This window comes from Corynebacterium dentalis (assembly GCF_900232865.1).
Taxonomy (GTDB): Bacteria; Actinomycetota; Actinomycetes; order Mycobacteriales; family Mycobacteriaceae; genus Corynebacterium; species Corynebacterium dentalis.
The window spans coordinates 216,615-231,795 of record NZ_OCTS01000006.1; the positions used below are offsets into that span (position 1 = coordinate 216,615).

The 15,181-nt window shown below is 52.9% G+C and carries 14 protein-coding genes; 12 read left to right on the top strand and 2 right to left on the bottom strand.

Annotated elements, in window-relative coordinates:
- The first annotated feature begins 113 nt into the window (after positions 1 to 113).
- Positions 114 to 2,909, top strand: a complete 2,796-nt coding sequence (aceE, locus tag CS919_RS08310) for a pyruvate dehydrogenase (acetyl-transferring), homodimeric type (RefSeq protein WP_099299016.1) — start codon at positions 114 to 116, stop codon at positions 2,907 to 2,909.
- A 113-nt stretch (positions 2,910 to 3,022) separates the two neighbouring features.
- A complete protein-coding gene (locus CS919_RS08315; RefSeq protein ID WP_099299017.1) occupies positions 3,023 to 3,940 on the top strand; it encodes a pirin family protein in 918 nt (305 codons plus the stop codon).
- Between the two features lie 218 nt (positions 3,941 to 4,158).
- Here the strand turns inward: CS919_RS08315 and CS919_RS08320 are convergent, their stop codons facing one another.
- Complete coding sequence (locus CS919_RS08320; RefSeq protein WP_159460966.1) at positions 4,159 to 5,166, bottom strand: alpha/beta fold hydrolase; 1,008 nt, start codon at positions 5,164 to 5,166, stop codon at positions 4,159 to 4,161.
- Between the two features lie 305 nt (positions 5,167 to 5,471).
- Between CS919_RS08320 and CS919_RS08325 the strand changes: the two genes are divergently transcribed.
- The 10 genes from CS919_RS08325 to CS919_RS08365 all read left to right on the top strand — a co-directional run bounded on the left by CS919_RS08325 (position 5,472) and on the right by CS919_RS08365 (position 13,499).
- Positions 5,472 to 5,870, top strand: coding sequence for an acyl carrier protein (locus CS919_RS08325; protein ID WP_099299019.1), 399 nt, complete (start codon positions 5,472 to 5,474; stop codon positions 5,868 to 5,870).
- 113 nt (positions 5,871 to 5,983) lie between these two features.
- The gene (locus tag CS919_RS10960) at positions 5,984 to 6,118 is read left to right on the top strand and encodes an SDR family NAD(P)-dependent oxidoreductase (RefSeq protein WP_268803808.1); all 135 of its coding nucleotides are present in this window, start codon (positions 5,984 to 5,986) and stop codon (positions 6,116 to 6,118) included.
- Complete coding sequence (locus CS919_RS08330) at positions 6,099 to 6,608, top strand: SDR family NAD(P)-dependent oxidoreductase (protein ID WP_268803795.1); 510 nt, start codon at positions 6,099 to 6,101, stop codon at positions 6,606 to 6,608. The genes CS919_RS10960 and CS919_RS08330 overlap by 20 nt, the downstream gene beginning before the upstream one ends.
- A gap of 98 nt (positions 6,609 to 6,706) precedes the next feature.
- Positions 6,707 to 7,045: a hypothetical protein gene (locus CS919_RS08335; RefSeq protein ID WP_143341776.1), complete on the top strand. Its 339-nt coding sequence runs from the start codon at positions 6,707 to 6,709 to the stop codon at positions 7,043 to 7,045.
- Positions 7,046 to 7,169: 124 nt separating this feature from the next.
- A complete protein-coding gene (locus CS919_RS08340; RefSeq protein ID WP_099299074.1) occupies positions 7,170 to 8,039 on the top strand; it encodes a serine hydrolase domain-containing protein in 870 nt (289 codons plus the stop codon).
- A gap of 123 nt (positions 8,040 to 8,162) precedes the next feature.
- Entirely contained in the window at positions 8,163 to 9,311 is a 1,149-nt protein-coding gene (wecB, locus tag CS919_RS08345) for a non-hydrolyzing UDP-N-acetylglucosamine 2-epimerase (RefSeq protein WP_099299021.1), read from the top strand.
- Between the two features lie 52 nt (positions 9,312 to 9,363).
- Complete coding sequence (locus tag CS919_RS08350; RefSeq protein WP_099299022.1) at positions 9,364 to 9,738, top strand: HAD family hydrolase; 375 nt, start codon at positions 9,364 to 9,366, stop codon at positions 9,736 to 9,738.
- Complete coding sequence (locus CS919_RS08355; protein WP_099299023.1) at positions 9,739 to 11,304, top strand: hypothetical protein; 1,566 nt, start codon at positions 9,739 to 9,741, stop codon at positions 11,302 to 11,304.
- The gene (locus CS919_RS08360; protein ID WP_099299024.1) at positions 11,301 to 12,056 is read left to right on the top strand and encodes a glycosyltransferase family protein; all 756 of its coding nucleotides are present in this window, start codon (positions 11,301 to 11,303) and stop codon (positions 12,054 to 12,056) included. Before CS919_RS08355 ends, CS919_RS08360 begins: the two co-directional genes overlap by 4 nt.
- Before the next feature lie 192 nt (positions 12,057 to 12,248).
- The gene (locus tag CS919_RS08365; RefSeq protein ID WP_143341777.1) at positions 12,249 to 13,499 is read left to right on the top strand and encodes a hypothetical protein; all 1,251 of its coding nucleotides are present in this window, start codon (positions 12,249 to 12,251) and stop codon (positions 13,497 to 13,499) included.
- A 516-nt stretch (positions 13,500 to 14,015) separates the two neighbouring features.
- Here the strand turns inward: CS919_RS08365 and CS919_RS08370 are convergent.
- Positions 14,016 to 15,179 (bottom strand): nucleotide sugar dehydrogenase, encoded by a 1,164-nt coding sequence (locus CS919_RS08370; RefSeq protein ID WP_099299026.1) that lies wholly within the window; start codon positions 15,177 to 15,179, stop codon positions 14,016 to 14,018.
- Positions 15,180 to 15,181: the final 2 nt, after the last annotated feature.

Consider the following 15,181-nt stretch of genomic DNA (forward strand, 5'->3'; position numbering starts at 1 on the left):
GCTCGAACAGCAATTAGGCCATCGAACGCTGACCAGCATATTGCAGCATTTCGCTCACCAAAGGGCAATACCGCTAACCACCTACCTTTCATCCGTATAAGGAGGGCCATCACATGGCACAGGACACCCCTCAATTCAGTGATAGCAACTTCCCGAAGATCCGCGATGGCGTGGCTTCCTACCTCCGGGATTCTGATCCGGAAGAGACTCAGGAGTGGATGGACTCGCTGGACGGGCTCTTGGAGGCCGCGGGTCCGGATCGTGGTCGCTACTTGATGTTGCGTCTGCTGGAGCGTGCCACTGCCAACCGGGTGCCTCTTCCTCCTTTGTTGTCCACGGATTATGTGAACACCATCCCTACCTCGATGGAGCCGGAGTTCCCGGGCGATGAGGATATCGAGTGGCGCTATCGCCGGTGGATCCGGTGGAACGCCGCCGTCATGGTTCACCGGGCTCAGCGCCCTGGCATTGGTGTGGGTGGCCATATTTCTACGTATGCCTCCGCCGCCCCCTTGTACGAGGTGGGTCTGAACCACTTCTTCCGCGGCAAGGACCACGCTGGCGGCGGAGACCAGATTTTCTTCCAGGGCCATGCCTCCCCTGGTATGTACGCCCGCGCTTATCTGGAGGGGCGCCTGACGGAGGAGCAATTGGATGCGTTCCGCCAGGAGGCCTCCAAGCCGGGCATTGGCCTGCCTTCTTATCCGCACCCACATGGCATGCCGGAGTTCTGGGAGTTCCCCACGGTGTCCATGGGCTTGGGCCCGATGGATGCGATCTATCAGGCGCGTTTCAATCGCTACCTGCATGACCGCGGCTTAAAGGACACGTCCCAGCAGCATGTGTGGGCGTTCCTCGGCGATGGCGAGATGGATGAGCCGGAGTCTCGTGGCCTGATCCAGATGGCCGCGCTGAATAACTTGGACAACCTCACGTTCGTCATCAACTGCAACCTGCAGCGCTTGGATGGCCCCGTGCGCGGCAATACGAAGATCATCCAGGAGCTGGAGAGCTTCTTCCGCGGCGCCGGATGGAATGTCATCAAGGTGGTGTGGGGTCGCGAGTGGGATGAGCTACTGAAGAAGGACACCGAAGGTGCCTTGGTGGACGTCATGAACCACACCTCGGATGGTGATTACCAGACCTTCAAGGCCAATGACGGCGCCTACGTCCGTGAGTTCTTCTTTAATCGCGATCCTCGCACCGCCAAGCTGGTGGAGGACATGACGGATGAGGAGATCTGGCACTTGCGCCGCGGTGGCCACGATTACCGCAAGATCTACGCGGCATACGCCCGGGCCATGGAAACCAAGGACCAGCCCACGGTGATCCTCGCGCACACCATTAAGGGCTACGGCCTAGGCCACAACTTCGAGGGCCGGAATGCCACGCACCAGATGAAGAAGCTCACGCTAGAGGATCTCAAATCTTTCCGCGATAAGCAGTCCATCCCTATCTCGGATGAGGAGCTGGAGAAGGATCCGTACCTGCCGCCGTACTACAACCCGGGTGAGGATTCGGAGGAAATCCAGTACATGCTTGAGCGCCGCAAGGAGCTGGGCGGTTTCTTGCCGGAGCGTCGCAGTACGTACTCGCCTTTGACGGTCCCTGGCATCGAAAATATAAAGAGCGCGCTGAAGGGTTCCGGCAAGCAGAAGGTCGCCACCACGATGGCGCTGGTGCGCGTGTTTAAGGATTTGATGCGCGATGAGGAGATCAAGAAGCGCCTGGTGCCGATCATTCCGGATGAGGCGCGCACGTTCGGCCTGGATTCCTGGTTCCCGATGTTGAAGATCTACAACACGCACGGTCAGCACTACACGCCGGTGGATCATGATCAGATGCTGACGTACATCGAGGCCAAGGACGGCCAGATCCTGCATGAGGGTATTAGCGAGGCAGGATCGATGGCGTCGTTCATTGCGGCGGGTACTAGCTACGCGACCCACGGTGAGGCGATGATTCCGCTGTACATCTTCTACTCCATGTTCGGCTTCCAGCGCGTGGGCGATTCCGTCTGGGCTGCGGGCGATCAGATGGCACGCGGTTTCTTGATCGGCGCGACGGCCGGCCGCACCACGCTGACGGGCGAGGGCTTGCAGCACATGGATGGCCATTCGCCGGTGCTGGCCTCCACCAACCCAGCCGTGGTGACCTACGATCCTGCATTTGCCTACGAGGTGGCGCACATCATCCGCGAAGGCATCGACAGGATGTACGGCGAGGACCGCGGAGACAACGTCATCTTCTACCTGACCGTCTATAACGAGCCGGTGCACCAGCCACCGCAGCCGGAAAACCTGGACGTGGAGGGCCTGCTCAAGGGCATTTACCTCTACTCCCCTGCGGATAAGTTGGTGGGCAGCGGTGTGGATTCCGCTGGCGATGTGGGAGATGCCAAAGCCGCCGAGCACACCGCAGCAATCCTGGCCTCAGGCGTGGGCATGGAGGCTGCCATCGAGGCGAAGCAGATCCTGGCCAAGGATTACAACGTCAATGCTGCGATCTATTCCGTGACCAGCTGGAATGAGCTGGCGCGCGATGGGCAGGCGGCGGAGCTGGAGCAGCTGCGGGATCCTTCGGCTGAGCCGCGGACGCCATATGTTGCTTCCGTGTTGGCTGACGTGGAAGGGCCGAAGGTGGCGGTCAGCGACTTCGCCACGGCCGTTCCGGAGCAGCTGCGTAAGTGGGTGCCGGGCGAGTACGTGGTGCTGGGCGCGGATGGCTTCGGCTTCTCGGACACCCGCGAGGCGGCGCGACGTTTCTTCAACATAGACGCCGAGTCCGTGGTGGTCGCCGTGCTGTTGGGCTTGGCGCGCGAGGGCAAGATTGACCGGGACGTGGCAGCGCTGGCCGCGGAGCGTTTTGAGATTACCGATCCGACGGCAGTGCTGGATCCTCACGAGTAGTTCGGCCTAGTTTCTGGTGTGGGCCGCCCTGGCTTTCGGCTGTGGGCGGCCTCATCTTTCCCGCTAGCTCAACCCGCTAGCCAAGCAGACACGCTCGCAGTACAATAGGTGACATGTCAACTACATCAGCTATCGCAACACTCATTCCTTCCTCAGACCGCCAGCGATGGAAGGATTCCGCCGTTGACTCTCGGCAGTCCTTCCCCGCCGCGGGCAATTTCGACCTGATCGACAACTCGTGGGGACTGTTGATGATCCATAATGACGACATCGTCTCGCCCGGCGAGGGCTTCGATATGCACCAGCATGACAACGCGGAAATCGTCACATGGGTGCTCGATGGGGCTCTCCGTCACCGCGATTCCGGCGGCAAAGACATCATCCTCCATAGTGGCCATGCGCAGGCCATTAGTGCAGGTCGCGGCTTTAGTCATAGCGAAGTCAACGCAGCGGGATATACATCTCTTTCGCGGTTGCACGTAATTCAAATGTGGCTACCACCCGATGAGGAAAACACCGATCCTCGCCATGGCGAAGCTGACTTCTCGGCAAGCATCGAGCACAGTAAGGCCAGGGGAGAATTCTTCAATGTGGCCGCGGGCAGCGAGCACGATGAAGCATCCGCTCCGTTGCACATCGGTTCAGCTGGAGCGCGTTTGGATATCAGCTATTTGAGCACGCAGGCCACCTCGCAGTTGAACCTTTCCCGCTACTCCCACATTTTCTTGGCCTCCGGCTCAGTAACGGCAACCATAAGCAACTCAGGCGATGGTGATCGCTCGAGCGACAGCGGCAACAGCGGCGACCGTGACGGTGGCGGGAACAGTAACGGTGACAGCAACGAGAACAGCGAAGTCAATTCCGTCGAGACCAGTGACGATAGAACGTGGGAACTGCGCGAAGGCGATGTTCTCCGCGCAGAAGTCCTTGGCTCTGATCAATCAACAGTAACCTTCACCTCCACAGAAGATGCCGTAATCATGGTGTGGCGAATGAATTACTCAGCAAAAGAACGTCGCACGCAGCGCTAGAGAGCGTTTCCAAAAGTGAAATCTGCGCCGCCACACCGCGATCCGCGCCGAAGATTCACAATCTTTCCCCAACTCACGATCGCTAATCACATCCGTCACACCCACCTGGGGAAATAGGAAGTGCCCTGAGCAGTTTGGGAAAAATTGTGAATTCTGGCCGGCAACACGTGCCAGTTAGCACGCGGTTGAAAACCGGCACAGAGGACGTACAGCCAGTCCTATCGCACCCGCGCGATCAGCGCAGCCAGCTCCTCGTTCACAATCTCCGGCGCCTCCACCGGCAGCATGTGCCCGGTCTCGGGAATGTCCCGCAGCCTCGCCTTCGGCCACTCTTCCACGATCGCGCGCGTCTGCGAAGCGGGCGTGACGTTGTCCTTCTGCCCCACCATCACCACTCCGGGGATGTCCGCCAGTGTGGGAGCCGCCTCGGTTTCATCGTGGTTGATGAGGTCATCCATGTAACCCAGCACCGTCGTCATCGTGCATCGGTCTATTTCCTCGGCGTGGTACTCCACCACATCGAACCGCGCAGACTCCCCTTCTTCCAACGCGCCGTGATAAACGAAGCTGGCGATGAACGGCTCCAGCACCCAGTCCACGCTCCCCTTCACCCGGGCGGCCACACGCGGGTAGCGCTGCCCGTCCTTGCGCATCAACCGCACGGGCAGGGACCGCAGAATTTGCGTCACGCCCGCCGAAGCGAAACTATCGATTGCCCCATTGACCAGCGCAATCCCCCGCACCCGAGCCACAAACTCAGAGTCCGCTTGGCGCATCATGCTCAGCACGGTTTGCACTCCCAGCGAGTGCCCCACCAGGAGCAAGGGGCCGCTGGGCGCGAGATGCCCGATGATTTCCAGCATGTCCCTGGCGGTGGTGTCTACCGTGTACGTTTCGGCGGGCCCGGTGCTTTCGCCGTGGCCGCGCAGATCTGGAAGTAGCATCCGCAGGTTAGGAATCTCGCGCAGATGCTCAGCCTGAAACACCCAGGAGCGGGAGGACAGGGTAAAGCCGTGGGCGAAAACCACGGTGAGCTGTTCGGCGCCCTCGTCTTGGCGGGCGGAGAGGATTTCCTTGGTGACGAGTTTGGCGTCGGGAGGAAAATGGACATGGCTGGCAACCACGTCGCGCAACTCGGGGACTTCGGGGACACGGCGGGCGAGGCGATGTGCGGCGCGGCGGACGACGAAGCGGGTGGTGCCGAAAAGGGGGCTGAGAAGGCTCACGTCGTTCCTAAAATACCCAGTGGACAGTTCTATTTAGGTGTATTTCTGATAGCCTAGTCCTCGCCTCCAGCGCGAAAGCAATAAACCGCCCCATCTCCGCATAAACCTCACACCCCCTCCCCACCTGCGCATTCCCACCACCCCTTGCGCAAGAAACCTGAGTAGTTCCTGAACCTTCCGGGAGCGCTTTACTTATCGTAGGCTCGGTTCAATAGACTAGATCCGATTGCTTTGCGTTCGCGAGGCCGCGTGTGCGCCCATCTCACCACGCTCACACTTGGCCCACATCAGGAAGGGTTCCCCACATGGCAGAAAACACGGCAGGCATCTCTGAGCAGCAGAAGCAGAAGTTGGCAGCGGCACTGGGGGGTTCTGCGGCCGGGTCTGATGCGGGCTCTGATGTTGGTTCGACGCCACACTCCAGCTCCACCAAGACTTCCTCCAAGGGTGCTGGGGATGGCGTGTCTGCTGATTTTGTGGAGAATCGCGTGATGGGGATCGTGGAGGATGCCACTGGGGTGGAGCGGGAGGAGATCACCCGGAAGTCTTCTCTCAATGATGACTTGGGTGTGGATTCTTTGACGTTGGTGGATATCGCGGTGCGCCTGGAGGAGGAGTTCGATATCCAGGTGGAGGATGAGGCCATTAATGGCATCGGGAATGTGGGTCAGTTGGTTAAGCTAGTGGAAAAGCGGGTTAAGTAGCTGTTTTTCAGCGGCCTTCCGCTAGCCGTTTCCCTATTCTCTGCGCTGTCGGCTGGCGGGTTGGGGCTTACGACCTCAAGGATCATCCGCACGAGGCACTGCACACCGGCGTGATGGATGTGACCAAGCCGGAGGATTGGGAGGCTGGCATCGCGGATTTTGAGGCGAATGTGGGCCAGATTGATGTGCTGGTGAATAACGCTGGCATTCTTTTACGGAGGGGCGTTCATGAAGGAGGGGTCCTTTGAGAAGGATTCCGCGACGGTGGATGTGAACCTCAAGGGCGTGCTCTACGGTTGCCGCGCGGCGTTTCCGCACTTGCAGTCGGGCGCGAAGATCGTGAGCATGTGCTCAGCTTCCGCTATTTATGGCACGCCGGATATGGCGACCTATTCCGCGACGAAGTTCGGAGTGCGCGGCGTCACCGAGGCGTTGAATTTGGAGTGGGAGGAATCCGGCATCACGGTGGAATCCATTTGGCCGCTGTATGTGAAGACGGGCATGTTGGATAACGTGCGCACGGATGGCACGGATCGTTTGGGTATTCGTTTGACTGCGGACGACGTAGCCGCCGAGGTGGCTGACGTGGTGGAGCGGCCACGCGGCAAGGTTGCTCGGGTGCACACGCCGGTGGGACTGCAGACCAAGATCATGTTCGCACTGTCCCACTTCTCCCCTGCTGTGATGGCGCGCTTTGTCAATGCGAAGCTGACCACCAAGCGCAAGGTGAAGTTCTAGTACAGCTCTAACGTGTGGGGGCACTGGGTCAGCTCCCATCGCCCACGTTGAGGTAGTTCAACTCCCAAAACTGCGCACTTCATGTTCCATTTAGCTTCATGAAGAAAATCATAAGTAACACCTTAGTTTCTCTCAGCATCGCTTCTGCCGTTGCCATGTCTGGCGCTTCTCCCGCTTTCGCTGAGACCGATACGTATGGACCACTGACCGGCCAGCCATCAGAGATCACGCGCAGCCCTGTTGAGACCTCTCGGACCCTCAATAACTTCTGGCATTTCCTAGGCTTCGGTTGGTCCGATTCTCCGGAAGCTCAGGAGCGCATTACCCTGAGCGACGCGTTCACCGCATTTAACGCGGGTGAGTGGGAGTGGGCCGAGGTCTCCAAGCTGATCAAGGAAGAGCTCATCGAGCTGCTGCTCACGCCTTCGCCGAGCTAGCTTGCGCCACTCCTACTGAAAGCCCTTGCTCTCGCAGTTCACGCCGCGACTGCAAGGGCTTGTGCATGCCGCCACCACGGTTCCCCTGTGTGCCCCTCGGTTCACCATTACACTCGCGTCTATTATGCGCATTTTTGAAGTTCTCAAGTCCACCGAGGAATGGCCTGTCGATTCAGTCGCGGCCGCCGCTATCACCACGCCCGATGCTCAGTCGGGCTCCTCCCCCAACGTCGCGACCATCGGCGACACCTCCCAGGTGTTCCCGCTGGCCAGCGTCAGCAAGCTGATCACTGGCTACGCCGTATTGTTGGCCGTGGAAGAGGGCGCGTTTGCCCTCGATGATCATATTCCTTCTTCTCTTCTTCCTTCGTTCGACGCCAGCCCTACCTATCGCGAGCTTCTCTCCCATGCCTCGGGAATTGGGTTTAGAGACAGGGAGCCCGAGAAGCCTCCGCGCACCAAGCGCATCTATTCCTCGGCGGGCTACGAGGTTCTCGCGGAGGCCTTAGAAAAGACCACGGACATCGCCTTTGCAGATTATGTCCACGAGGGCCTGTGCCAGCCTTTGGGCATCGAGATTACGGTGGAGGGTTCCGCCGGCCACGGATTCAGCGCTTCCGTGGATGCGCTGACGGTGCTGGCGCAGGAGTTCCTACAGCCACAGTTGCTCAGCGAGCAGACGCTAGAAGAGGCGTTAACGCCCCAATACCCGGACCTGGCCGGCATCGTTCCGGGTTATGGCCGTCACAATCCTTGTACGTGGGGGTTGGGCTTTTCGTTGCACGGGGGCAAGGATCCCCATTGGATCGGTAGCGAGATGCCAGACGACACCGCTGGCCATTTCGGCCAGTCAGGCACCTTTTTGTGGATTCACCGTCCCACGAGACGGGCTGCCATAGTACTGACTGATAGGGATTTTGGTGACTGGGCTAAGCGGCGATGGGGGGAATTCAATAATTCTCTATGGGCGACGATGAGTGAACAGATGAAGTAAATTGGTTGCAAGCTGATACGAAACAAAACGTTGTAATTAAAGTAGTTTTTACATTGCCATGAGTACGTATCTACTTTACATGCCTTAGTACTTTATTTTGAATGAATCGGAGTAGGACGCCATATGCATCGCCCCAAGGTCATGACGGTTTACGGCACCAGGCCTGAAGCAATCAAGGTTGCTCCCGTCATCAAGGGGTTAGCACTCGATGACCGTTTTCGCTCCACAATAGTTTCGACTGGCCAGCATAAAGAGATGTTGGCGCAGGTCAACTCGATGTTTGATATCAATCCTGACTATGACCTGAAACTAATGAAGCACGGCCAAAGCCTTAATGAGCTCGTATCTCGTTGCATGCTCGGACTCGACGAAATCATCACTGCGGAAGATCCCGATGCCATCATCGTGCAAGGCGATACTTCCACAGCAATGGCCGCAGCACACGCCGCATTTCACAAGGGCGTCAAGGTCGTTCATCTAGAGGCAGGTTTACGATCTGGAAGTATTTTCAACCCTTTTCCAGAAGAAGCTAATCGTCGAGTTGTTGCACAATTAGCATCTCTTCATTTAGCGCCTACAAGTGCCGCTAAAGATAATCTCCGGAGAGAAAACTTCCATTCCGACGATATTGCAATCACTGGAAATACAGTCATCGATGCCCTAGTGGAAGCAGCCAGATGGACCTCGAGTTTCCAAGACGAACGACTCGAAGCACTAGCAAACACTCGGGACCGAGTGGTTCTAGTGACAACTCATCGTCGTGAGAATCTCAACGTCATGACTGAAATCGGGACTGCTGTACACGATCTAGCGGTGAAATATCCCTCCGTGTACTTCGCGCTTCCGTTGCACCTCAATCCACTGGTTCGCAATGTGGTTATGCCGAAGGTGGAGAACTTGGACAACGTCATCGTGACCGATCCACTTCCCTATGACCAATTTGTTTCCTTACTGTCTCGGTCTTCCCTTGTACTCACAGACTCTGGCGGAGTCCAGGAAGAAGCTCCGTCGTTGGGCAAGCCAGTGCTAGTAATGCGAAACAATACTGAAAGACCGGAAGCGATCGCCGCAGGAACAGTTAAACTCGTCGGTACGAACCAGTCACGAATTGTTGCGGAGGCAAGCCTACTAATCGAAAACCGCGCCGCATACGTAGCAATGGGCAATGCCGTGAATCCCTACGGCGACGGAAGAGCAAGCGAGCGGACCATCGCCGCAATTGCCGAGCTACTCGGAGTGGGAGATAGACTTCCCGACTTTTTCAACAACTAATTAATTACCCTAGAACACCAAGAGTTAAAGATTACAGAACGGCAGATAGAAAATGAAACGAATCGTAGTAGATGTAGATAATACGATATCATTTACAGCAGACGGAAACTACCAGGACGCGAGCGTAGACGTAGAGCTTGTAGAGCAGCTCCATAATTACAAGGACGACGGATTCGAAATCGTACTATACACTGCTCGGAACATGCGAACCCATGAAGGAAACATCGGAAAAATCAACGCCAAGACTCTGCCGATATTAATTGAGTGGCTAAATAAAAACAACGTACCCTACGATGAAATATGGACTGGAAAACCATGGAACGGTCGAGACGGATTTTACATCGACGATAAAGCAATCCGACCCAACGAGTTTAAAAATTTGAGCTACAGTGAGATCCAAGCTCTCATAAACACCAGCGAGGCCTAAATGTTCGTCATTCTATCCGGAAGCTACATAGAACAAGAATTACGGGCAGAATTCGGAATGATTCCGCCAGCTTTCCTTCCCTTAGGAAACAAACCGCTAGTATCATGGCAAACCGAAAGAATTAGGAACCAATTTCCAAATGAGACGGTAGCTATAACCGTTCCCGAAACCTTTGAGTTGTCCATGCTTCACGAAGACGTTCTCAATAAAAACGAAATAGAAGTTGTTCGAGTACCTGAAGATCTAAGCTTGGCCGAATCGGTACTTTATTTTCTCAACGTAGCCACCAGCCTTGGAGATACGCTTCGGGTTCTTTATGGCGACACTTACATGAATATGTTTCCAGAAAACGAGAACATCATAGGAATAAGTTCAACTACCGACGACTACATCTGGCAACACGCCGATATCACTTTATCCACCGAAGAATACACCCAAGAACCAATATGGTGTGGGTTCTACTGCTTTACAAACACCAAAAAATTAGTTAGAAGCTTAGCGCTGAATAGAACTGATTTTATCAGTGCGGTACTTGACTATTTCCGACCGGACGAACCAAATTACCAGGTGATCTCAAGTTGGAGCGACTGTGGCCACTTGAACACATACTTCCGATCAAGAGAAGCTTTTACAACGCAACGATCATTTAATGATCTGACAATTCGCAATGGAGAGGTATCGAAAGGAGGCAAGCAAACGGAAAAAATCATGTCTGAAGCGAAATGGTTCGAGAAACTTCCGAACGCAATGAAAAAATATACGCCGGCTTACTACGGATACTCCAGCGAACTAGGTTCATATCGAGTGGAATACCTACCAATGACCCCACTCAATGAGCTATTCGTCCACGGGCGCAACCCGATGTCAACATGGACGCGTATATTAAGCATGTTCAAAACTTATCTTATGGAAGCACACGAAAATGGACCAGCACGACAAGAAATAGATCCACAGAAGCGCGACTACTTGATAAACAAAAAGACCTGGCAGCGCCTTCATCAATTCAGCGAACAAAATGAAATAGATGTGGATAAGGGAATTGTATTTCAGGGAATAAAGTTACCCAGCCTTAGAAAAATAACTCAGGAGTTGATTGAAGAGGCGCTTCAAACTCCTCCTATACCTGGGATTCTTCACGGTGATGCATGCTTCAGCAACATTGTCCTAGACTCAAGGAATGGACGTCTACGCTTATTCGACCCGAGGGGAATTCTAGAAGACGACTTCAACAAAGAGGATATCGCCTACGATATCGCCAAGTTTGGCCACTCAATATACGGTTTGTATGATCTAATCATTGCGGACAACTTTGAAGTTCAAGCGGATTATAAAAACAACCGTTACGATCTGAAGCTTGGAGTAAGCAAATGGCACGAAGCGGTCGGTAATATGTATCTCGAGCAAAGTCTCCTTGATGGAGAGTTGAAATATGTAGACACTATACCACAGATAATACTGCTATTTCTTTCTATGCTTCCGTTACACGCCGACAAGCCAGAGCGACAAGCCGCAATGTTAGGTAATGCAATGCGACTTTATGTAAATTATAGAGGACTCACAAAATGATTATCATTCCAATGATGGGACGATCAAGTAGATTTTTCGATGCGGGATATAAGATACCTAAATATGAACTTCCGCTGGCGGGCAAAACCGTTCTCGATTGGGTGCTGCAATCTTTTGAGCCATACTTTGATATAGAGACTTTTGTATTTGTAGTAAGGCGAGACTTCAAAGGGAAAACGGCTGTACAGAAAGCTCTACAGCGCTCAAGAATTGCTAAGTACGAAATATTGGAATTTGATCAAGAGACGCGAGGCCAAGCAGACACCGTATACAAAGCTCTCAAAGCGCTATGTTTGGAAGAGTCTTCTATACCACTCGCTATTTTTAATGCAGACAGCTTCTTGCCAAGTTTCGAAATGCCCGACCTATCAGACTCTGATGCAGGAGTCATCGACGTTTTCCAGGGAGAGGGCGACCACTGGTCGTTTATCGAACCGGGCCCATCCAACACAGTATTAAAAACAACGGAAAAGGAACGCATATCAGATTATTGCAGTAATGGATTCTACTACTTCAGAAGCTGTAGTATTTTTGTAGAGGCGTTTATTTGTGCTCGAGGTGAGACGTCGCCGTTAAATGCCGAATTATATGTTGCGCCGCTATATAATTGCCTCATAGCGAAAGGCCACCAAATACGGTATCGGCTACAACCACGTGAATTTAACGTCTTTTGTGGTACGCCGATGGAGTATGAATCTTTAAACGCGTTGGGCTGGCCTGGATTCTCAAATCAGATATCACCCCAACAGTAGTGCATTGAAGAAGAGATTATGGTTAACTCAGCTGCAGTTCAAGAATTAGAAGCGTTCTTTCAGAAAAGGGTCCAGTCCTCCAATTCCGTAGATGTCTTGACTAACAGTACGCTATACACCGATCTAATGCGCATAATGAATCGGCATCTGGCGCCGCATACACGCGCAACAGTACCCCTTATAATTAGTGAAATGGACACTAACGTTGTTTCGCAGATTACGCCCAATCTTAAGGAAATGACGAATTCCTATTATGTTGCGAACTCGGCATACCTCCATCCCCAATGGTGGATACAGAACTTTCATCATTTTGTACAATATTTTCAATACTTTGACTACAGTGAGTCCTGCTTGCTGTTTCTTAATGAGCAGATAACCCACATGGTTATCGAAGATGATCATAAGGTACAGTCGATAGCGAAGTATGGATCAATTTCATTCATTTTGGCTTTCGCTCATTCTGTGGCGACCTTCACCCCGATAAGAGAAGTTCACGTTCTAAGATCGCTAGTTCATAACATCAATGCGTTTTCTTCAAAGCAAACCTTATTGAAGCGGACCCTTTCGCAGCGCGTTCACCACCTGGTAGTCAAGTCAAAATCAGCTCCAGAGACACCGTCATCTCCACGAGTGGCGATTATTATCGCAGGGCAACTACGAGCGATGGAAAAAGGTTTGCCCAAAATCGTCGATCTTTTTGATTTTCCACACGTGGACTACTTCCTAAGTACCTGGGATAGGCCGGGGACAATAAAGCTCGATCGGGCGCGGATTCCTCGAATATTTGAGAGCCAGGCGAAAGCCGTGGCCGAGAATATGACTGATGAAGAATTATCTGAATTGAGTCAACTGATGGAGGCCGAAAACCTTAAGAACTCAAAAGACATACTGAGTTGCATTCGGAACCTCGCGCCTTTCATTCCCTCATCGAATATCAATGTCGAGAATGACCAACATCCAACTTATCTTGCCATGAATAACCATCAAAAGATGTACCACCATAATTCATTTTGGGTCAATAAGCTGGGAAACGACTACTTCACATCCAACTTCGATTATATCGTAAAACTCCGGCCGGACTTACGTCTTCAGTGCGGTGCTCCTCTCGATCTATCCTGTCTAAGTCGATCCGAAGACTCGGTCTATACAGAATCCCCTAACTGGAAATTTGAATCTTGGGGGTTCGGCGCTGGTGATCAGGTAGTCTACGGCAAGACTTCATACATGCTTAATATTCTGTCAGCTGGCAATATGGACTCAAGATCAGTAAGAACACGCCAATTACTTATGTCCAGTCCGGCGTTATTAGGCCATTCTAATATCGGTCTGGAGATGTGGTTGGACGGTTTGCGCCCCGAGGGAATGCACTTTACGCATCGAGGTTATTTAGGTAATGAGCGTATCTCAGATTTAAGCGTGCTTTCACCTCATCTGAAACCCTAATGATCTGGATATATGTTCGTATTTTCGAGCCCCTTGCCACGGGCCCATTCAATCGCGTTGCCCGCGTTTTTTCCCGCAATGGTTTAGACCATTTTCGATCTATGATTAAACGTATGGCATTCACTTTGTTCCTCGTTTTCACTTAAGCTGTGTGAAACTCTGCTTATGATCTAGCCTCAGATGTCAGTCGATCTACTTCTATTATCTGTATAGACGTGCTCGGTAGGGGGCCAATTTGGCAATCTTTATCAGAAAGGTGATATCTTCTGCATTATTTTTACATGAAGATGGAAGCTATCTTCGCCCTGTTGGCAGGTTTTTTGTGAGTAGTTATTTCGCGCAACGGCATTCTACACTAATCACGATCACTGTTGCTTTTATGCTTTTGCCATTCTTACAATTATCCTTCGTATTCGAGCAGAGCTTTCCGGTTTTTGAAGGAATACAACATCCTATTGTGAGCTATAGACAATTGATCCATCTGGAGTCAGACTGCGCAAAATAAGAAATTAGCGTTTAATCACGACCGAACGCGTCACGAGTCCACACTTTGTCGTTGACATCGTCTAGCTCTGACGCATAGCGATTGCAAACGATGACATCGGAAACCTTTTTGAAGCGCTTCAGGTCGTCGATCTGCTCAACTTCATCGCTAACGTCCGCTGCAGGTTCGAACACTACAACCCGCACACCGTCTTCCTTGAGAGAACGGATGACGTCAAAAATAGCGGACTCGCGAGAATTGTCCGAGCCCATCTTCATTGCAAGCTTGAATATGCCTACAACCTCCGGGCGGAGATCCTTAATTTTCTTAGCGACAAACTTTTTACGATGAGTGTTCGACTCAATAGTCGCTGAAATCAAAGACTGTGGAATGTCGTCTTTGTAGTTGGCGAGCAGCTGCTTGGTGTCCTTTGGCAGGCAGTACCCGCCGTAACCAAAGCTGGGATTGTTGTAGTAGTTACCAATGCGCGGGTCTCCACTGACACCCCGAAGAATTGAGCTTGCGTCAAGGCCCCTAGCGATGGCAAAACTATCGAGCTCATTGAAGAAAGCCACTCGCATGGCTAAGTAAGTATTGGAGAAGAGCTTGACGGCTTCGGCTTCAGTAGACCGACAAAGAATCACTTCTACATCTTCATCCATTGCGGAGCGCGCAAGTAGTTCTGCGAATTGCTCTCCCTCGGGAGTCTCGTTCGAGACGATGACGCGGCTTGGATAGAGATTGTCATGCAACGCTCGCCCCTCGCGAAGAAACTCTGGGGAGAAGTGAATCGTCAGGTCAGGGAAACGAGCACGAATAGATTGAGTGAACCCGACGGGGATAGTGGACTTGATAACCGCCGTAACGGATGGATCGATCTCGTTGATCTGCTCCAGAACTTTTTCCACCGACGAAGTATCAAAGTAATTGGAGACCTCGTCGTAGTTGGTGGGAGTAGCGATGACTGCAAAGTCACTGCCCGGGAGGGCTGAAGCAAGATCCGTAGTCGGACCAATATTCACTCCTGGATCTGCCAGACGCGACTCAATCTCTGCGTCGACGAGGGGGCTTTCCCGTCGTGCGATAGTTTCAACGCGATTCTCATCGAGGTCTACCGAGTGAACTTCATGAAGTGGTGCCAAGAGAAGTGAATTCGCAAGACCCACGTAGCCGAGCCCAATAACTGTAATTTTCAATT